This window comes from Actinoplanes sp. NPDC051411, from assembly GCF_040682075.1.
Lineage (GTDB): Bacteria > Actinomycetota > Actinomycetes > Mycobacteriales > Micromonosporaceae > Actinoplanes.
The window spans coordinates 50,972-65,963 of the sequence record NZ_JBFBAD010000061.1 but is presented as its reverse complement, the minus strand read 5'-3'; the positions used below and the strand labels follow the sequence as shown (position 1 = coordinate 65,963).

Genomic DNA, 14,992 nt, shown 5'->3' with positions numbered 1-14,992 from the left:
GGGCCTTTCTCATCGTGCTCAGTGACCGGAGGTGATCTCCTCGCGCTCCTCGCGCGCGGTGACCGGTGGCATGCCCGGTGAGACCGGGGCCTCGGCCGGCTTTTCGACCGGGAAGAAGAAGCCCTTGACTGCTGGCGCCAGGGCGCCGATGCGGTTCATCTTCTTCGGGACGACCCAGCCGCCGTATTCGATCGGGACCGGGTGGCCGTGGTCGTCGACCGGGCCGAGCGGCTGGTGGATCTCGACGAACTGGCCGTTGGGCAGGCGCCGGATGATGCCGGTCTCCACGCCGTGGGCCAGGACCTCGCGGTCGTGCTGCTGCAGGCCGAGACAGATCCGCACCGAGACGTAGTAGGCCAGCGGCGGGATGATCAGCAGGCCGATGCGACCGGCCCAGGTCATCGCGTTGAGGCTGATGTGGAACTTGTCGGCGATCACGTCGTTGCCGCCGGAGACGGTCGCGACGATGAAGAACGAGAACGCCATCGCCCCGATGCCGGTGCGCTCCGGGTTGTCACGCGGGCGCTGCAGCAGGTTGTGGATGCTTTTGTCCTTGGTGCGCCGGGACTCGATGAACGGATAGAACATCGGGACCGTGGTGAGCGCGCCCAGGCCGACAACCGCCGGCCAGAACAGCGGCGGGATGCTGTAGCCGTTGCCGATCGGGATGTAGATCTGCCAGTTCGGCATCAGACGGACCAGGCCGTCCATGAACATCACGTACCAGTCGGGCTGGGACGCCGAGGACACCTCGGACGCCCGGTAGGGCCCGAAGAACCAGATCGGGTTGATCTGGAACAGGCCCGCCATCAGCGCGACCACGCCGAAGACGCTCATGAAGAAGCCGCCCTGCTTGAGCGCGTACCTCGGGAACATGCGCTCGCCGACCACGTTGGTGTTGGTCCGCATCGGGCCCGGCCACTGGGTGTGCTTCTGCTTGAAGACCAGACCCAGGTGGACGCTGATCAACGCGAGCAGGCCGCCCGGGATCAGTAGGACGTGCGCGATGTAGAACCGCCCGATGATCAGGTGGCCCGGGAACTCACCGCCGAAGACCGACGCCGACAGCCAGGTGCCGGCGACCGGGATCGACAGCATGATCGCCGAGGCGATGCGCAGGCCGGTGCCGGAGAGGCCGTCGTCGGGAAGCGAGTATCCGGTGAAGCCGGCCAGGAAGCCGAGCAGGAACAGGATGACACCGATAGCCCAGTTGGCCTCGCGCGGCTTGCGGAAGGCGCCGGTGAAAAAGATGCGGGCCATGTGGATGACGATCGACGCCATGAACAGCAGCGCCGCCCAGTGGTGCATCTGGCGCATGAACAGACCACCGCGCACCTCGAACGAGATGTGCAGGGTCGACTCGTAGGCCGCCGACATGCTGATGCCCCGCAGAGCCGGGTACGCACCGTTGTAGGTGACCTCGTTCATCGACGGGTCGAAAAACAGGGTCAGGAAGGTGCCGGTCAGCAGCAGGATGATGAACGAGAAGAGCGCGATCTCGCCCAGCAGGAACGACCAGTGGTCCGGGAAGACCTTGTTGAGCAGGGCCCGGAGCGGGGTCGCCGCCTGGTACCGCTCGTCGACACCCTTCGCGAGATTTGCGGGCGCCTGTGAGATGTCGAACTTCCGGCGCTTCATGGCCGCTCCCAGAAATCGGGTCCGACGGTGTCCTTGTAGTCGGACTTTGCCACGAAGTAGCCCTCGGCGTCCACGGTGATCGGCAACATAGGCAGCCGCCGGGTCGCCGGACCGAAGATCGGCTGGGCGTTGTCGATGATGTTGAACTGCGACTGGTGGCACGGGCACAGCAGACGGTTGGTCTGCTGCTCGTACAGACTGGCCGGGCAACCCGCGTGCGTGCAGATCTTCGAGTAGGCAACGTAGTTGCTCCACATCGAGTCCTTGTTGCGGTGGTCACCGTCGGCTGCCGCCCGGGCCTTCGCGGCGGCGTCGTCGCGCAGGTGGATGAGCAGGGTCGGCGAGTCGGCGTACTCATTGGTCGCGCCGCCGGGGATGCCGGGGAAGACCGTCATCTGACCGCCGGTGCTGACGTCCTCGGGGCGGATCGGCGTGCCGTCGTCCCGGGTGAGCCGGACCAGCTTGCCGCCCTGCGGAACCGGGTCGTAGCCGGTGTGGAACATCATCGGCTCGGGGTCGCGGTGCGGGTTCTGGATCAGGCCACCGATCAGGGGCGCGGCCGCGACCAGGCCCAGCGGGGCCAGGCCGAGACCGATCGCGCCCTTGAGCAGGGGCCGGCGCTGCACGCCCAGCTCGTCGGCCACGAAGAGCATGGTCTGACCGGTGATCAGCTGCTCGTCGGGGGGCGACGGCTTGTCGTGCCGCTGCTGGATCGACACCTCGTGCGGCAGCAGCTTCTTGGCCCAGGAGAGGATCGCGAAGCCGAGCGACAGCAGCGAGATCGCCAGCGAGATGCCGAGGACCGGCGTGTAGTAGTCGTTGATCGAGTTGCCGAGCTCGAACCGCCACGGCCACCAGATGTACGCGACCAGGAAGACCAGCGCGGCCAGCCCGGAGAGCAGGAACAGGAACGCGATGTTGCGGACGACCCGCCGCTCCGCCTTCGAGTTGTGCCCGTGGAACTGCGACTCGTACGTGACGATCTCGATCTCGTCGCGCCGGGCGCCTTCCTTGAGGATGTCGAACCGGGACAGCCGCGGGTCGCTGACGTCCACCGGCTGGGCGCCCGACGGGTTGTCGTGGTGCGTCGTCGTCATGACTTCCCCGCAATCCAGAGCGCCGTGAAGACCAGGATGACGATGCCGACCCCGAAGATCGCCATGCCCTCGGTGACCGGGCCGTAGCCGCCCAGGTTGAAGATGCCGCCCGGGTCCTTGTCCTGCTGCAGCTGCGTGGTGATGTAGGTGATGATCTCGCGCTTCTGGTCGGGCGTGAGCTGGTTGTCACCGAACACCGGCATGCTCTGCGGGCCGGTCAGCATGGCCGCGTAGATCGTCTCCGCCGAGGCGTTGTGCAGGGCCGGAGCCCACTTGCCCGAGGATAGCGCGCCACCCGCACCGACGTATCCGTGGCAGGAGGTGCAGTTGACCCGGAACAGCTGGCCGCCCTTGGACAGGGCGTCGGGGTTGTCGCTGAGGTTGTCGGTCAGCGGACCGGCCGGCAGCTGCGGACCGCCACCCAGTTCCTGGATGTACTGCGCGAGCTGCTTGGTCTGGTCGGTGTTGAAGGCCGGCTTCTTCTCCTCCGCCTGCGACTCCTGGCGGGTCATCGGCATGCGGCCGGTGCTCACCTGGAACTGTACCGAGGCCGAACCGACGCCGATCAGGCTCGGGCCGCGGCCCGGAACGCCCTGCGCGTCGCGCCCGTGGCAGGTGATGCAGCTGTTGTCGAAGAGCTGCTTGCCCTCCTGCGCGGTGGTGGAGAGCTGCTGCCCGTTGTCCTCGGCGAAGGCGCCCGGTGCGAACGCGGTGTAGACACCGCCGGCCAGCGCGAGCGCGGCCAGCATGCGTACCGCCGCCCCGATCCGCCGGCGGGTCCGGCTGGGCGCGCCTCGGCGGACGAACACCCCCCGGAAACGCCACCTGGCGTGGGAGTCAGAAGTCATGGGTTGTGTCCCTCTGGATTTCGACCTGATGCTCATGGACGTCGTCGTGGGTCTTACTGCAGCCAATAGATCATGGAGAACAGCGCGATCCACACGACGTCCACGAAGTGCCAGTAGTACGACACGACGATCGCCGAGGTCGCCTGAGCCGGGGTGAACCGGCCCATGGTCGTTCGGATCATGTAGACGATGAAGGCGATCAGGCCACCGGTGACGTGCAGGCCGTGAAAGCCGGTCGTCAGGTAGAACATCGAGCCGTAACCGTCGCCGTTGAGCTTGACGCCGTCGTGGACCAGGCTGCGGTACTCGTTCGCCTGGCCGAGCACGAAGATCAAGCCCATTACGAAGGTGATCGTGAACCAGCGCCGCAGCGCGAACACGTCGCCCTTCTCGGCCGCGAAGACGCCCAGCTGACAGGTCACCGACGAAAGCACGAGAACGATCGTGTTGGCCGTCGCGTACGGAACGTTCAGGCTCGGCGTATGAACCTGCCACATGTGGTAGTCCGCCGCGCGGATCGAGAAGTACATCGCGAACAAGGCCGCGAAGAACATGAGTTCACTCGAGAGCCACACGATCGTCCCGACACTGACCATGTTGGGTCGGGTCAGCGAGTGGATCCGGCTCTTGTCGATGGCTGAGGCCGCTGTCACGGGCTCATTATTGCCCCGCGATCAGGCATGCGTGCCGCGGGGGGTGGAATCCGGCAAGACTCGCAGCCCGGTAGAACGCGCGGACACCGGATAGGCCTAGCCTCAAGTGGTGCTGCTTGCCGAATTGCCTCCGCTGGCGGACGCGGGAGGGGATACTGTCCTCCCGCCGTTCACGCCTGCGGAGATCTTCACGCAGATCCACTTGACCAGCCTGGTCGCGCTCTTCCTGCTGGTCTCCGGCGCGCTGTACGGCTACGGCGTCTACCGCCTGCGCAAACGCGGCGACCACTGGCCGCCCGGCCGCACGGTGGCGTTCGTCGTCGGTGGACTCGGCTCGATCGCGGTGGTCACGGTCACCGGCATCGAGGCGTACGACGACACCCTGCTGTCGGTGCACATGGTCCAGCACATGGTCCTGGCCATGGTCGGGCCGATCTTCCTGGCCCTCGGCGCGCCGGTCACGCTGGCTTTGCGCACGATGCGGAAGGGACCGCGGCGCAAACTGCTCGCGTTTCTGCAGAGCCGCCTCGTCCACGTGCTGACGTTTCCGCTGGTCGCGTTCGGCATCTTCATCGCCAACCCGTTCGCGCTCTACTTCACCGGGCTCTACAAGCTGACCCTCGAGAACGACTGGCTGCACGAGCTCACGCACATCCACTTCATCGTCACCGGGTGCCTGTTCTTCTGGCCACTGCTCGGCCTCGACCCGCTGCCCAACCGCTGGCCCTACCCGGGCCGCGCGCTGCTCATGGTGCTGTCGGTGCCGTTCCACACCGTGCTCGGGCTGACGATCATGCAGGACAAGACGCTGCTGGCCGGCGACTACTACCCCGGCCTGCATCTGGCCTGGTCCAACCCGTGGAGCGACCAGGTCACCGCGGGCGGCATCCTGTGGGCCGGCGGCGAGCTGGTCAGCGTCACCATGCTGGGCATCCTGGTCATCCAGTGGATGCGGCAGTCCGAGCGCGAGGCCCGGCGGATCGACCGCGCCCTCGACCGGGCCGAGGCGGAGCAGGCCCGGGCGGCCGTCGCGGCTGCAACAAAGATCACAGAGGAGGCCGCAGCGAATCGACCGCGGACGGACACTGAATGACGGGTTCGCTACGATCAGCGGGCACCTACGAGCGTGAACCGGGGCCATCCATGAGCGACGCACCAGACCAATACACCGTCCTGCTCTACAGCGACGACAAGGCGGTTCGCGACAAGATTCGGCTGGCCATCGGCGTCCGCCCGGCCGCCGACCTGCGGGTCGAGTTCACCGACGCCGCGACCTGGGAAGAGTGCCGCATCCTCCTGGACAAATACGAGATCGACCTGATGGTGCTGGACGGCGAGGCCGCTCCGGCCGGTGGTCTCGGCATCGCCCGGCAGACCAAGGACGAGTACGCCACACCGCCGCCCGTGTGCGTCGTGCTGGCCCGCGCCGCCGACCGCTGGCTCGCGGCATACGCCCAGGTCGACCAGACCCTGCTCTACCCGCTCGACCCGGTCACCACCGGGCAGACCATCGCCGGCATGCTGCGTGACCGCCGTAACGGGGCGATCCCGCTCGGCACCCTCGGCACGCTGGGCTGACTTCCCTCGATCGCGCCGTACCCCCGGACGGAGACCCGCCATGGGCGCACGCACCTGGCCCAACCTGACCAGCGCCCTGATGCGGGGCGAGGAACTCGCCACGTCGGACACCGCGTGGGCGATGGGCGAGATCATGGCGGGCAACGCCACGCCCGTGCAGGTCGCCGGCTTCGCGATCGCGCTGCGGGCCAAGGGCGAGACCCCGGCCGAGCTGGCCGGCCTGGTCGAGGCCATGCTGGCCGCGGCGACCCTGGTCGAGCTCCCCGAACAGCAGCGCACCGACGCGGTCGACGTGGTCGGCACCGGCGGCGACCGGGCCAACACGGTCAACATCTCCACGATGGCCGCGATCGTCACGGCCGCGTCCGGGGTGCGGGTGGTCAAGCACGGCAACCGCTCGGCGTCCTCGACGACCGGCACCGCCGACCTGCTCGAGCACTTCGGCCTGCCGCTCGACCTGGGCCCGGTCGGCGTGGCCCGCACGGTGACCGAGGCCGGCATGGGCTTCTGCTTCGCCGCGCGCTACCACCCCGGCATGCGCCACGCCGCGGTCACCCGGCGCGAGCTGGGCGTGCCGACGTTCTTCAACATGCTGGGCCCGCTGACCAACCCGGCCCGGCCGACCGCGGCCGCGGTCGGCTGCTTCGACCGGCGGATGGCCCCGGTGATGGCCGCGGTCTTCGCCCGTCGCGGCGACTCGGCCGTGGTCATGCGCGGCGAGGACGGCCTCGACGAGTTCACGACCTCCGCGCCGACCCGCCTGTGGCTGGTGCGCGGGGGCACGGTCGACGAGATCGTGCTCGACGCGACCGACCTCGGCCTGCCCCGCAGCCAGCCGGCCGACCTGCGCGGCGGCGACGTGACCTTCAACGCCGACGTGGCCCTGCGGGTCTTCGCCGGCGAGCGGGGCCCGGTGCGCGACGCGGTCGCGGTCAACGTGGCGGCCGCGCTGGCCGCGCACGCCCGCTTCCCGGGCGATTTCGTGGAGACCATGCGGTCGGGCATCGCCCGCGCGCAGGAGACGATCGACTCGGGCGCCGCGACGGCGCAGCTGACCCGCTGGGTCGAGGCGGCGAAGGCGGCCAAGGCCGCCGAATAAGACATTTCCGCATGCGCGGGCCCGTGATCAGCAATCTGACGGCTCAAGGCGGCCGAGCCCTCATCCGTATGACCCGCGGCCGTCGGCGGGGCACCAGAGGCCGTCTGAGCGGCCCGGATGTTTCACCCGCAAGCCTCAGCGCGCCGACCGCGGCCCGCGCGACCCGGGTGAAACTCCACGAAAATCCGTAACTCGGACATAAAACCGCAGACACGCCGTACGCGGTGCTCCCCAACGCGGCCGATCCGTGGCAGCGTCTGAATCACATTCGGGTAAATCCACCTTCGCCTTCCGAGGAGAGGAGCCACCCGTGTCGGAACGCGAACTTCGCTGCGCCATCTGCGACGGCGACATGCTGTTCGAGGTGCCGCCCTGCGCCGACGGCCACGACGAGTGCCCCGAGCTGGTCTGCACGCGGTGCGGCATGGCCGAGGTCGTCGCCCCCATCGTCGTGCACCTCTGGCCGAACCACGCCGGCCGGACGCCCCGCCTCCCGCACCAACGCCGGGCAGCGGCTTAGGGCCGTCCTGGACGCAAAACTAGGCCGTCCTCTCGCGAGGACGGCCTAGTGTCTGGTGACGCGTTTCAAGTTCACGCCCGCGATCGCCCCGTGGTGCCCCAAAGGGGCGATCGCCCGCGGAGCGAAGCGGAGCCAGCAAGCACAGCCAGCTCAGTGCTCGGCGGTGTGGCGCGTTCCGGAGTAGTACTCGAAGAGCATGCCGCACGCGGTGAAGATGACCATGATCATGCCGGCGGCGATCAGCCACCACATCCAGAAGACCAGGCCGAGGCCGGCGATCGAGGCGGACAGCGCGATGCCGAACGGCCAGTAGCTGCCCGGGCTGAAGAAGCCGATCTCGCCCGCGCCCTCGGCGATCTCGCCGTCCTCGCGGTCTTCCGGCCGCGGGTCGATGCGCCGCGACACGAACCAGAAGAAGCCGCCGCACATCGAGCAGAGCAGCCCGGAGAGGATCAGCGCGACGAAGCCGATCCACTCCAGATGGCCGGTCTGGCCGTGCGTCCACGAGCCGTACACGATGGCCGCGCCGAAGAGGAACGCCGCGACGCCGGCGAAGATTTTGTATTCGGTCTTCACGTCAGGCTCCTACTTGTCCACGGCGTTGGACTGATTCCAGCTGTGGGTCTGGCGCCGGGTGTTCAGCGGCTTGGTGGTGATCGCGTATTCCGCGTCACCGGTGTAACCCATGGCTGCCATGCCCTGCTGGACGGTCTGGCCGGCCTTGCGCGCCTGCATGTACGTGGTGAACTGATCCGGCGTGACGGCGACCAGCTCGAACTGCATGAACGCGTGGTATGTCCCGCAGAGCTCGGCGCAGCGCCCGACGTACCGCCCGGTCTTGTCGAGCGTCACCTCGAAGACGTTGCGGATGCTGCCCGGGAACACGTCGCGCTTGAACAGCAGCTCGGGCACCCAGAACGAGTGGATGACGTCCTTGCTGGTCTCCTCGAACCGGATCTTCTCGCCGATCGGCAGCACCAGCAGCGGGATCACGTCGGCCGAGCCGACCGTCGAGACCGTCGTCTTCGCACCGGTGCCCATGCCGTCGCGGTAGTCGAACTCCCACTGCCACTTGAACGCCGTGACCTGGACGATCTGGTCGGGGTTCTTGGAGAGCTTGTCCACGTCGGTCTGGACGATCGCCGTGTAGTAGAAGAGCACCGCCACCACGAGGATCGGGGTGACCGTGTAGAGAACTTCCATCGGCATGTTGAACCGGGTCTGCACGGGCAGCTCGTCGCCGCGCTTGCGGTATCGGATGATGCACCAGAAGATCAGGCCCCACACGAAGATGCCGACGACCAGTGCCGCGATGACCGACGCGATCCACAGGTCGTACATCTTGTGAGCCTGGAGGCTGATGCCGCGGTCCGGCCAACCGAAGTTACCGAACGCCTTGCCGACGCCCTCGACCGAACAGCCCGAGAGCACCATCAGCAGCGTCACGGCACCGAGTCCGAGCCCGGTCAACCGGACTGCCGCTCGCGGCCGCGCTGCCGAACTCTTTGCGCCCACCTGCGTATGCCTCCCTTAGCAGCGGCACCCCGCCCGAAACGTCGTCCCAACCCTGAAAAGGGACGCTAGGCGGCAAGGCGTCACCGACGGTCGCACATTACTCGACCTGGCCGTACCGTCCCGTTCCGGGGGTCCGATCTTCGAAGCTCGAAAAACCCGGCAACAACCGGACGATACCGTTCCCCGGGTGGAAGACATGGCCGTTCCGGCCTACCTCGACGCGGCTACCTCGGCTCCACTGCATCCGGTGGCCCGCGAAGCCCTGCTGGCGTCGCTCGCCGACGGCTGGGCCGATCCGGCCCGGCTCTATGCCGCGGGCCGGCGGGCACAACAGCTTTCCGACGCGGCTCACGCCGCGTTCTCCGAGGCCCTGGGCGTACGCGCGGACGAGGTGTCGCTGTGGCCTTCGGGTACGGCCGCCGCGCAGGCCGCCGTCCTGGGTGGTCTGGCGGGCCGGGCCCGGCGGGGCGACACGCTGGTGCACTCGGCGATCGAGCACTCGGCCGTCCTGCACGCGGCCGCCCGGGGCAAGGCTCGCGAGGTGCCGGTCGACCGCCTGGGCCGCCTCGACCTGGGCGCCTGGGAAGAGGCGGTCGGGAAGGACCGGGTCGCGCTGGCCAGTTTGATCAGCGCCAGTCACGAGGTCGGCACCGTGCAGCCGGTCGAGCAGGCGGCCGCCTACTGCGCCGAGGCGGGGGTTCCGCTCTTCGTGGACGCGGCCCAGTCGGTCGGTCACGTGCCGCTTCCCGCCGGGTGGTCGCTGCTCAGCGCCAGTGCCCACAAGTGGGGCGGACCGCCGGGTGTGGGCGTACTCGTGGTGCGCAAGGGTGTGCGCTGGATCTCCCCGTACCCAAAAGATGATCTTTATCGCCCCGGCGTGCCCGGCGCTCTCGACCTGCCGGCGATCGTCGCCGCGGCGGCGAGCCTGCGAGCCGTGCTCGGCGAGGCGAAAGCCGAGGCCGGGCGGCAGTCGGCGCTGGTCGACCGGATCCGGGAGCGGGTCGCGGCGACCGTGCCCGACGTCGAGGTGGTGGGCGATCCGGTCGGCCGGCTGCCCCACCTGGTGACCTTCTCCTGCCTGTACGTCGACGGCGAAGCCCTGCTCCACGCGCTCGACCGGCACGGTTTCGCGGTCTCGTCCGGTTCCTCGTGCACCGCGTCGACCCTGCGCCCGAGTCACGTGCTGGAGGCGATGGGCGTGCTCACCCACGGAAACGTGCGGGTGTCGCTGCACCGCGGCACGACCGACGATGACGTCGACCGTTTCCTGGCCGTGCTGCCGGGCCTGGTCGCCGGCATCCGGAAGGAAGCGGGAATGTGATCGAGATCAACTGCCTCGGCCAGCGCTGCCCACTGCCGGTGATCGCGCTGGCCAAGCGGATCCGCACCGCCGACAACGGCGAGGTGCTGCGGGTGCTCGCCGACGACCCGGCGGCGGCCAACGACATCCCGGCCTGGTGCCGCATGAAATCGCAGGAGTTCCTCGGCTCGCCGGCCCCGAACGCGTTCGAGGTCCGCAAGCTCAGCTGAGGTAACGAACCACGGGCTCGACCGGCTCCTTGGCCAGGAACGTGTCGACCACCAGGCGGGGCCCGAGGTAGGGCTCGTATTCGGCCTGGCGCTCGAGCACCCGCACCCAGTCGGGGATGCCGTCGTGGTCGCGGGCCCCTGGGCCACTTTGATCGCGAGACGCGTATCGCGCCTCGACCCGCCGCCGGTGCTCGTTGTCGTCACCGCAGACCACCTCGACCACCCGCAGCGGCACGTCCATCCGCTCGGCCAGGTCGACCCAGAGCTGGCGGGCCGCCTTCACCGGGTTGACCGCGTCGATGATCACGTGGTGGCCGATCTGGAGCTGGATCTCGGCCAGGGCGGCCACCACGCCGTACGCCGCGTAGCCGGGACGGGCCTCGCTGACCTCGTAACGCCGCAGCGTGAAGTCGACCGTGTCGACGGCGAGCACCGCCGCGGGCAGCTCGGCGGCCACCCGTGCGGCGAGCGTGCTCTTGCCGACCCCGGGCAACCCGGCGAAGACAGCGAGGACCATATGTATCCCTTGGTCAGGCCGGCAGGTAGGTCTTGATCTCGGCGGCCGCGTCCTCGCCGTACGAGTCGGCGAAGCGCTTGCCGAACTCGTCGCCGCGAACGTCGTACTCCTGCGGGCCGGTCGTCTCGAGCACCAGCGCGGCCACCAGCGAGCCGACCTGGGCCGCCCGCTCGAGGCCGAGGCCCCAGCTGATGGCGGCGAAGAAGCCGGCCCGGAAACCGTCGCCGACACCGGTCGGGTCCTCCGGTACGACGTCCTTGGCGACCGGCACGTGGATGCGCTCGATGCCCCGGCCGGTGATCTCGACGCCGTCCTTGCCGAGCGTGGTCACCCGGATCTTGACCTGCTCGAGGACCTCGTCGCTGGTCAGACCGGCCTTGGTCTCGAGCAGGGACCGTTCGTACTCGTTGGTCAGCAGGTAGTCCGCGCCGCTGATCAGGCTCAGCACATCGCTGCCGGGCATGAACGCGAGCTGCTGAGACGGGTCGGCGGCGAACCGGTAACTCCTCGCCCGGCACTCCTCGGAATGGCGGATCATCGCCTGCGGATCGTTCGCGCCGATCAGCACCAGATCGAGGCCGCCCACCCGCTCGGCGACCGGCGCCAGCTCGATGTTGCGAGCCTCGGACATCGCGCCGGCATAGAACGAGGCGATCTGGTTGAGGTCGTCGTCGGTGGTGCAGACGAAGCGGGCGGTGTGGGCCACCTCACTGACGTGCACCGAGCCGCAGTCGACGCCGTGCCGCTCGAGCCAGGAGCGGTAGTCCGCGAAGTCCGCTCCGACCGCACCGACCAGCACCGGATGCAGGCCGAGCTTGCTGAGACCGAACGAGATGTTGGGCGCCACCCCGCCCCGCCGCACGACGAGGTCGTCGACGAGGAAGGAAAGCGAGACCTTGTGCAACTGGTCGGCGATGAGCTGCTCCGAGAAGCGGCCCGGGAAGTGCATCAGGTGGTCGGACGCGATCGAGCCGGTGACGGCGATCTTCATTTCGGCCCTCGAGGTCGGGAACGGGGGGGCTGTTACCCCAGCAGCGTACCGGCACGTTACGCGGAACAGGCCGCCCCGTGAACGGGACGGCCTGCTCTGAGCTGTTTTTGCCGGTGACTCAGTGGAAAGAGTCACCACAGGCGCAGGAGTTCTGCGCGTTCGGGTTGTCGATCGTGAAGCCCTGAGCGTCGATCCGGTCGGCGAAGTCGATCGTGGCGCCGGCCAGGTAGGGACCGCTCATGCGGTCAACGACGACCTCGACCCCGCCGAAGTCGTTGACGATGTCGCCGTCGAGCGAACGCTCGTCGAAGAAGAGCTGGTAGCGCAGGCCGGAGCAGCCACCGGGCTGAACGGCGATGCGCAGGCGCAGGTCGTCGCGCCCTTCCTGCTCGATCAGGGCCTTGACCTTCACCGCGGCGACGTCGGTCAGAACTACGCCGGTCGGGGCGGTCGCCTCGGTCGACTCGGTGTGCGTCTCAGTGGTCACTGCGTATCTCCCTGCCAGGTGCGGACATCTGCCGTACTGGCCAACGCTAGCCCCATTTCGCGTGATTCCCAATCGGGGTGGTCCAGTTCACCGCCCGGCTACCGCCCCGGCCACCCACCCCTGAGCGGACTAAAGGCTGCCCCACTGCTTGGCCAGACGCGCCGCCAGCTCCCGCAGACCCTCGGCCGGCCGTGCCATCGCCTCCTCCTCGGAGCCGAAGAGCTCGGTCAGGGAGTGAGTCTCGGTGACGCCGGCGGCGGCCGCCTCGCGGTAGCCGGTCTCGTTGCGGCCGCACAGCACGACGCACGGGAGTCCCCGGTCGCGGGCTCCGTTGGCGATGCCGGCCACGACCTTGCCGCGCAGCGACTGGTGGTCGAACGAGCCCTCCCCGGTGATCACCAGGCTCGCCTGGTCGAGCTCGTGCTCCAGCCCGATGGAGGAGGTCACCAGGCCGATCCCCGAGGTGACCCGGCCGCCGAGGGCGATCAGCGCGGCCCCGATCCCGCCGGCCGCTCCCCCGCCGGGCTGATTTTGCAGGTCGGAGACGCCGAAGGCACGCTCGAGCACCCCGGCGAAGACCTCCAGCGCGGCGTCGAGGCGGTAGACGTCCTCGCGGCTCGCGCCCTTCTGCGGGCCGAAGACGTTGCTGGCTCCGTGAAGCCCCGTCATCGGGCTGTCGACGTCGGTCGCGGCCACCAGGCGTACGTCTCGAAGCCGAGGCTCGCCGCCGAGCCCGGCCGCCGCATTGAGATAAGCGCCACCGTAAGGCAGGGCGTAACCGGCCGCGTCGACCGGCGGGGCACCCAGCGCGGCCAGCATGCCGGCGCCCGCGTCATTGGTCGCCGAGCCACCGAGCCCGATCACGACCTCGGTGGCACCCGCCTCGACCGCCGCGGTGATCAGCAGCCCCAGGCCGTAGGAGGAGGTGGTGTTGGGATCACGCTCCGCCTTGGTGAGAAGGTGCAGGCCACAGGCCTGCGCGCTTTCCACGTACGCCACGGGACCGGCCAGCAGGATCTCGCCGTCGACCGGCCGCCCGAGCGGGTCGACCGTCGGCACCGGCACCAGGCGGCCGTCCACCGACCCGGCCAGCACCTCGACGAACCCGGGGCCGCCGTCCGAGAGCGGCCGCTTGACCAGTGTCGTGTTGACCAGCGTCGTGTCCCCGCCCCACCCCTCGGCGATCGCGTCGGCGACGGCGGTGGCGGAGAGGGTCCCGGCGAACTTGTCCGGACAGATCAGTACGCGCACGCGCTGAGTGTGGCAGACCACTGTCAGCACAAGGTTTGGGCGTCCTTTCTCTATGCGACGATGGCCGCGTGACGTCGACCTGGACCGAACCCTCCAACAGCCCCACCGCGCTTCTCCTGCTCGGCCGCGGCAGCGACCCGGCCTCCGAGCGCGGCGTCGACTGCCCCGGCGACCTGCCCGCGCCGAGCGACCCCGACCTGGTGGCGCGCGCGACGGCGGCCAAGGCGGCGCTGGGCGACCGGGTGTTCGTGCTCGGCCACCACTACCAGCGCGACGAGGTCATCCAGTTCGCCGACGTCACGGGCGACTCGTTCAAGCTCGCCCAGCAGGCCGCGGCCCGGCCGGACGCCGAGTTCATCGTCTTCTGCGGCGTGCACTTCATGGCCGAGAGCGCCGACATCCTGACCACCCCGGCGCAGAAGGTCGTGCTGCCCGACCTCGCGGCCGGCTGCTCGATGGCCGACATGGCGGTGCTCGGTCAGGTGCAGGCGGCATGGGAGCACTTCGAGGACCTGGGCATCGCGGGCGACATCGTCCCGGTGACGTACATGAACTCGTCGGCCGACATCAAGGGCTTCGTCGGCGGAAACAAGGGCGTGGTCTGCACCTCGTCCAACGCCAAGCGCGCCCTCACCTGGTCGTTCGAGCAGGGCTCCAAGGTCTTCTTCCTGCCCGACCAGCACCTCGGCCGCAACACGGCCGTACTGGAAATGGGTTTTGACCTTGAGGACTGCGTCCTCTACGACCCGCACAAGCCGAACGGCGGCCTGACCGACCAGCAGCTGCGGGATGCCCGCATGATCCTCTGGCGCGGGCACTGCTCGGTGCACGGGCGTTTCACGGTCGACAGCGTGCGCGAGGTGCGCGAGCGCGTCCCCGGCGTCAACGTGCTGGTCCACCCGGAGTGCCGGCACGACGTGGTCAGGGCCGCCGACTATGTCGGCTCGACCGAATACATCATCAAGGCACTCGACGCCGCCCCGGCCGGGTCGGCCTGGGCGGTCGGCACCGAGCTCAATCTCGTACGCCGCCTGGGGCTCGCCCACCCCGACAAGCAGATCATGTTCCTCGACCGGACGGTCTGCTACTGCTCGACGATGAACCGCATCGATCTCCCCCACCTCGTGTGGGCGCTCGAGGAACTGGTGGCGGGCCGCGTGCCCAACCAGATCACCGTCGATGAGGACACCGCGCACCACGCGCGGGTGGCTCTCGACCAGATGCTGGCCCTGCCTTAGAGGCCCCTCGAAGCAGTGACCCAGCGTAGC

17 protein-coding genes are annotated in these 14,992 nt (G+C 68.9%); 7 read left to right on the top strand and 10 right to left on the bottom strand.

Translation table 11 applies throughout. The features are described from left to right. Nucleotides 1–18: 18 nt before the first annotated feature. The 4 genes from AB0M88_RS30135 to AB0M88_RS30120 are packed head-to-tail and all read right to left on the bottom strand — an operon-like array spanning nt 19 to nt 4,236. Nucleotides 19–1,638: a ubiquinol-cytochrome c reductase cytochrome b subunit gene (locus AB0M88_RS30135; RefSeq protein WP_364108161.1), complete on the bottom strand. Its 1,620-nt coding sequence runs from the start codon at nt 1,636–1,638 to the stop codon at nt 19–21. Beyond that, complete coding sequence (locus AB0M88_RS30130) at nt 1,635–2,735, bottom strand: Rieske 2Fe-2S domain-containing protein (protein ID WP_364108159.1); 1,101 nt, start codon at nt 2,733–2,735, stop codon at nt 1,635–1,637. Before AB0M88_RS30130 ends, AB0M88_RS30135 begins: the two co-directional genes overlap by 4 nt. Next, on the bottom strand, nt 2,732–3,583 hold the full coding sequence (locus AB0M88_RS30125; RefSeq protein ID WP_364108157.1) for a c-type cytochrome: 852 nt from the start codon (nt 3,581–3,583) through the stop codon (nt 2,732–2,734). The genes AB0M88_RS30130 and AB0M88_RS30125 overlap by 4 nt, the downstream gene beginning before the upstream one ends. A 53-nt stretch (nt 3,584–3,636) precedes the next feature. Further along, complete coding sequence (locus AB0M88_RS30120) at nt 3,637–4,236, bottom strand: heme-copper oxidase subunit III (RefSeq protein WP_364108155.1); 600 nt, start codon at nt 4,234–4,236, stop codon at nt 3,637–3,639. A 106-nt stretch (nt 4,237–4,342) separates the two neighbouring features. Here AB0M88_RS30120 and AB0M88_RS30115 point away from each other — a divergent pair, with 106 nt between their 5' ends. The 4 genes from AB0M88_RS30115 to AB0M88_RS30100 all read left to right on the top strand — a co-directional run bounded on the left by AB0M88_RS30115 (nt 4,343) and on the right by AB0M88_RS30100 (nt 7,433). After that, nucleotides 4,343–5,329: a cytochrome c oxidase assembly protein gene (locus AB0M88_RS30115; protein ID WP_364108153.1), complete on the top strand. Its 987-nt coding sequence runs from the start codon at nt 4,343–4,345 to the stop codon at nt 5,327–5,329. A gap of 50 nt (nt 5,330–5,379) precedes the next feature. Continuing rightward, entirely contained in the window at nt 5,380–5,814 is a 435-nt protein-coding gene (locus AB0M88_RS30110; RefSeq protein WP_364108150.1) for a hypothetical protein, read from the top strand. 40 nt (nt 5,815–5,854) lie between these two features. Then, nucleotides 5,855–6,913, top strand: a complete 1,059-nt coding sequence (gene trpD, locus AB0M88_RS30105) for an anthranilate phosphoribosyltransferase (protein ID WP_364108148.1) — start codon at nt 5,855–5,857, stop codon at nt 6,911–6,913. Nucleotides 6,914–7,223: 310 nt separating this feature from the next. After that, the gene (locus AB0M88_RS30100) at nt 7,224–7,433 is read left to right on the top strand and encodes a hypothetical protein (RefSeq protein WP_364108146.1); all 210 of its coding nucleotides are present in this window, start codon (nt 7,224–7,226) and stop codon (nt 7,431–7,433) included. Between the two features lie 150 nt (nt 7,434–7,583). Here the strand turns inward: AB0M88_RS30100 and AB0M88_RS30095 are convergent, their stop codons facing one another. After that, nucleotides 7,584–8,009, bottom strand: a complete 426-nt coding sequence (locus AB0M88_RS30095) for a cytochrome c oxidase subunit 4 (RefSeq protein WP_364108144.1) — start codon at nt 8,007–8,009, stop codon at nt 7,584–7,586. A gap of 9 nt (nt 8,010–8,018) precedes the next feature. Further along, nucleotides 8,019–8,867 (bottom strand): cytochrome c oxidase subunit II, encoded by an 849-nt coding sequence (gene coxB / locus AB0M88_RS30090; RefSeq protein WP_364108168.1) that lies wholly within the window; start codon nt 8,865–8,867, stop codon nt 8,019–8,021. 277 nt (nt 8,868–9,144) lie between these two features. On the opposite strand from coxB, the gene AB0M88_RS30085 reads away from it, so the two are divergent. Together AB0M88_RS30085 and AB0M88_RS30080 are read left to right on the top strand one after the other, a co-directional pair. After that, nucleotides 9,145–10,269 (top strand): aminotransferase class V-fold PLP-dependent enzyme, encoded by a 1,125-nt coding sequence (locus AB0M88_RS30085; protein ID WP_364108166.1) that lies wholly within the window; start codon nt 9,145–9,147, stop codon nt 10,267–10,269. Next, nucleotides 10,266–10,478, top strand: coding sequence for a sulfurtransferase TusA family protein (locus AB0M88_RS30080; RefSeq protein WP_364108142.1), 213 nt, complete (start codon nt 10,266–10,268; stop codon nt 10,476–10,478). Before AB0M88_RS30085 ends, AB0M88_RS30080 begins: the two co-directional genes overlap by 4 nt. Here AB0M88_RS30080 and AB0M88_RS30075 read toward each other — a convergent pair. The 4 genes from AB0M88_RS30075 to AB0M88_RS30060 all read right to left on the bottom strand — a co-directional run bounded on the left by AB0M88_RS30075 (nt 10,471) and on the right by AB0M88_RS30060 (nt 13,724). After that, entirely contained in the window at nt 10,471–10,995 is a 525-nt protein-coding gene (locus AB0M88_RS30075) for an ATP-binding protein (RefSeq protein ID WP_364108140.1), read from the bottom strand. The genes AB0M88_RS30080 and AB0M88_RS30075 overlap by 8 nt on opposite strands. Nucleotides 10,996–11,008: 13 nt before the next feature. After that, nucleotides 11,009–11,986, bottom strand: a complete 978-nt coding sequence (locus tag AB0M88_RS30070) for a carbohydrate kinase family protein (RefSeq protein ID WP_364108138.1) — start codon at nt 11,984–11,986, stop codon at nt 11,009–11,011. 118 nt (nt 11,987–12,104) lie between these two features. Continuing rightward, the gene (gene erpA / locus AB0M88_RS30065) at nt 12,105–12,473 is read right to left on the bottom strand and encodes an iron-sulfur cluster insertion protein ErpA (protein WP_364108136.1); all 369 of its coding nucleotides are present in this window, start codon (nt 12,471–12,473) and stop codon (nt 12,105–12,107) included. Nucleotides 12,474–12,602: 129 nt separating this feature from the next. Then, a complete protein-coding gene (locus tag AB0M88_RS30060) occupies nt 12,603–13,724 on the bottom strand; it encodes a glycerate kinase (RefSeq protein WP_364108134.1) in 1,122 nt (373 codons plus the stop codon). Nucleotides 13,725–13,792: 68 nt separating this feature from the next. Between AB0M88_RS30060 and nadA the strand changes: the two genes are divergently transcribed. Next, nucleotides 13,793–14,962, top strand: coding sequence for a quinolinate synthase NadA (gene nadA / locus AB0M88_RS30055; RefSeq protein ID WP_364108132.1), 1,170 nt, complete (start codon nt 13,793–13,795; stop codon nt 14,960–14,962). The last annotated feature ends 30 nt before the right edge of the window (nt 14,963–14,992 follow it).

Bases quoted from the DNA above. Each gene is read 5' to 3' on its own strand.
- AB0M88_RS30085 (WP_364108166.1), top strand. From the start codon at position 9,145: ATGGCCGTTCCGGCCTACCTCGACGCGGCTACCTCGGCTCCACTGCAT.
- AB0M88_RS30125 (WP_364108157.1), bottom strand. From the start codon at position 3,583: ATGACTTCTGACTCCCACGCCAGGTGGCGTTTCCGGGGGGTGTTCGTC.
- coxB (WP_364108168.1), bottom strand. From the start codon at position 8,867: ATGGTGCTCTCGGGCTGTTCGGTCGAGGGCGTCGGCAAGGCGTTCGGT.
- AB0M88_RS30135 (WP_364108161.1), bottom strand. From the start codon at position 1,638: ATGAAGCGCCGGAAGTTCGACATCTCACAGGCGCCCGCAAATCTCGCG.
- AB0M88_RS30070 (WP_364108138.1), bottom strand. From the start codon at position 11,986: ATGAAGATCGCCGTCACCGGCTCGATCGCGTCCGACCACCTGATGCAC.
- AB0M88_RS30075 (WP_364108140.1), bottom strand. From the start codon at position 10,995: ATGGTCCTCGCTGTCTTCGCCGGGTTGCCCGGGGTCGGCAAGAGCACG.
- trpD (WP_364108148.1), top strand. From the start codon at position 5,855: ATGGGCGCACGCACCTGGCCCAACCTGACCAGCGCCCTGATGCGGGGC.
- AB0M88_RS30130 (WP_364108159.1), bottom strand. From the start codon at position 2,735: ATGACGACGACGCACCACGACAACCCGTCGGGCGCCCAGCCGGTGGAC.
- AB0M88_RS30110 (WP_364108150.1), top strand. From the start codon at position 5,380: ATGAGCGACGCACCAGACCAATACACCGTCCTGCTCTACAGCGACGAC.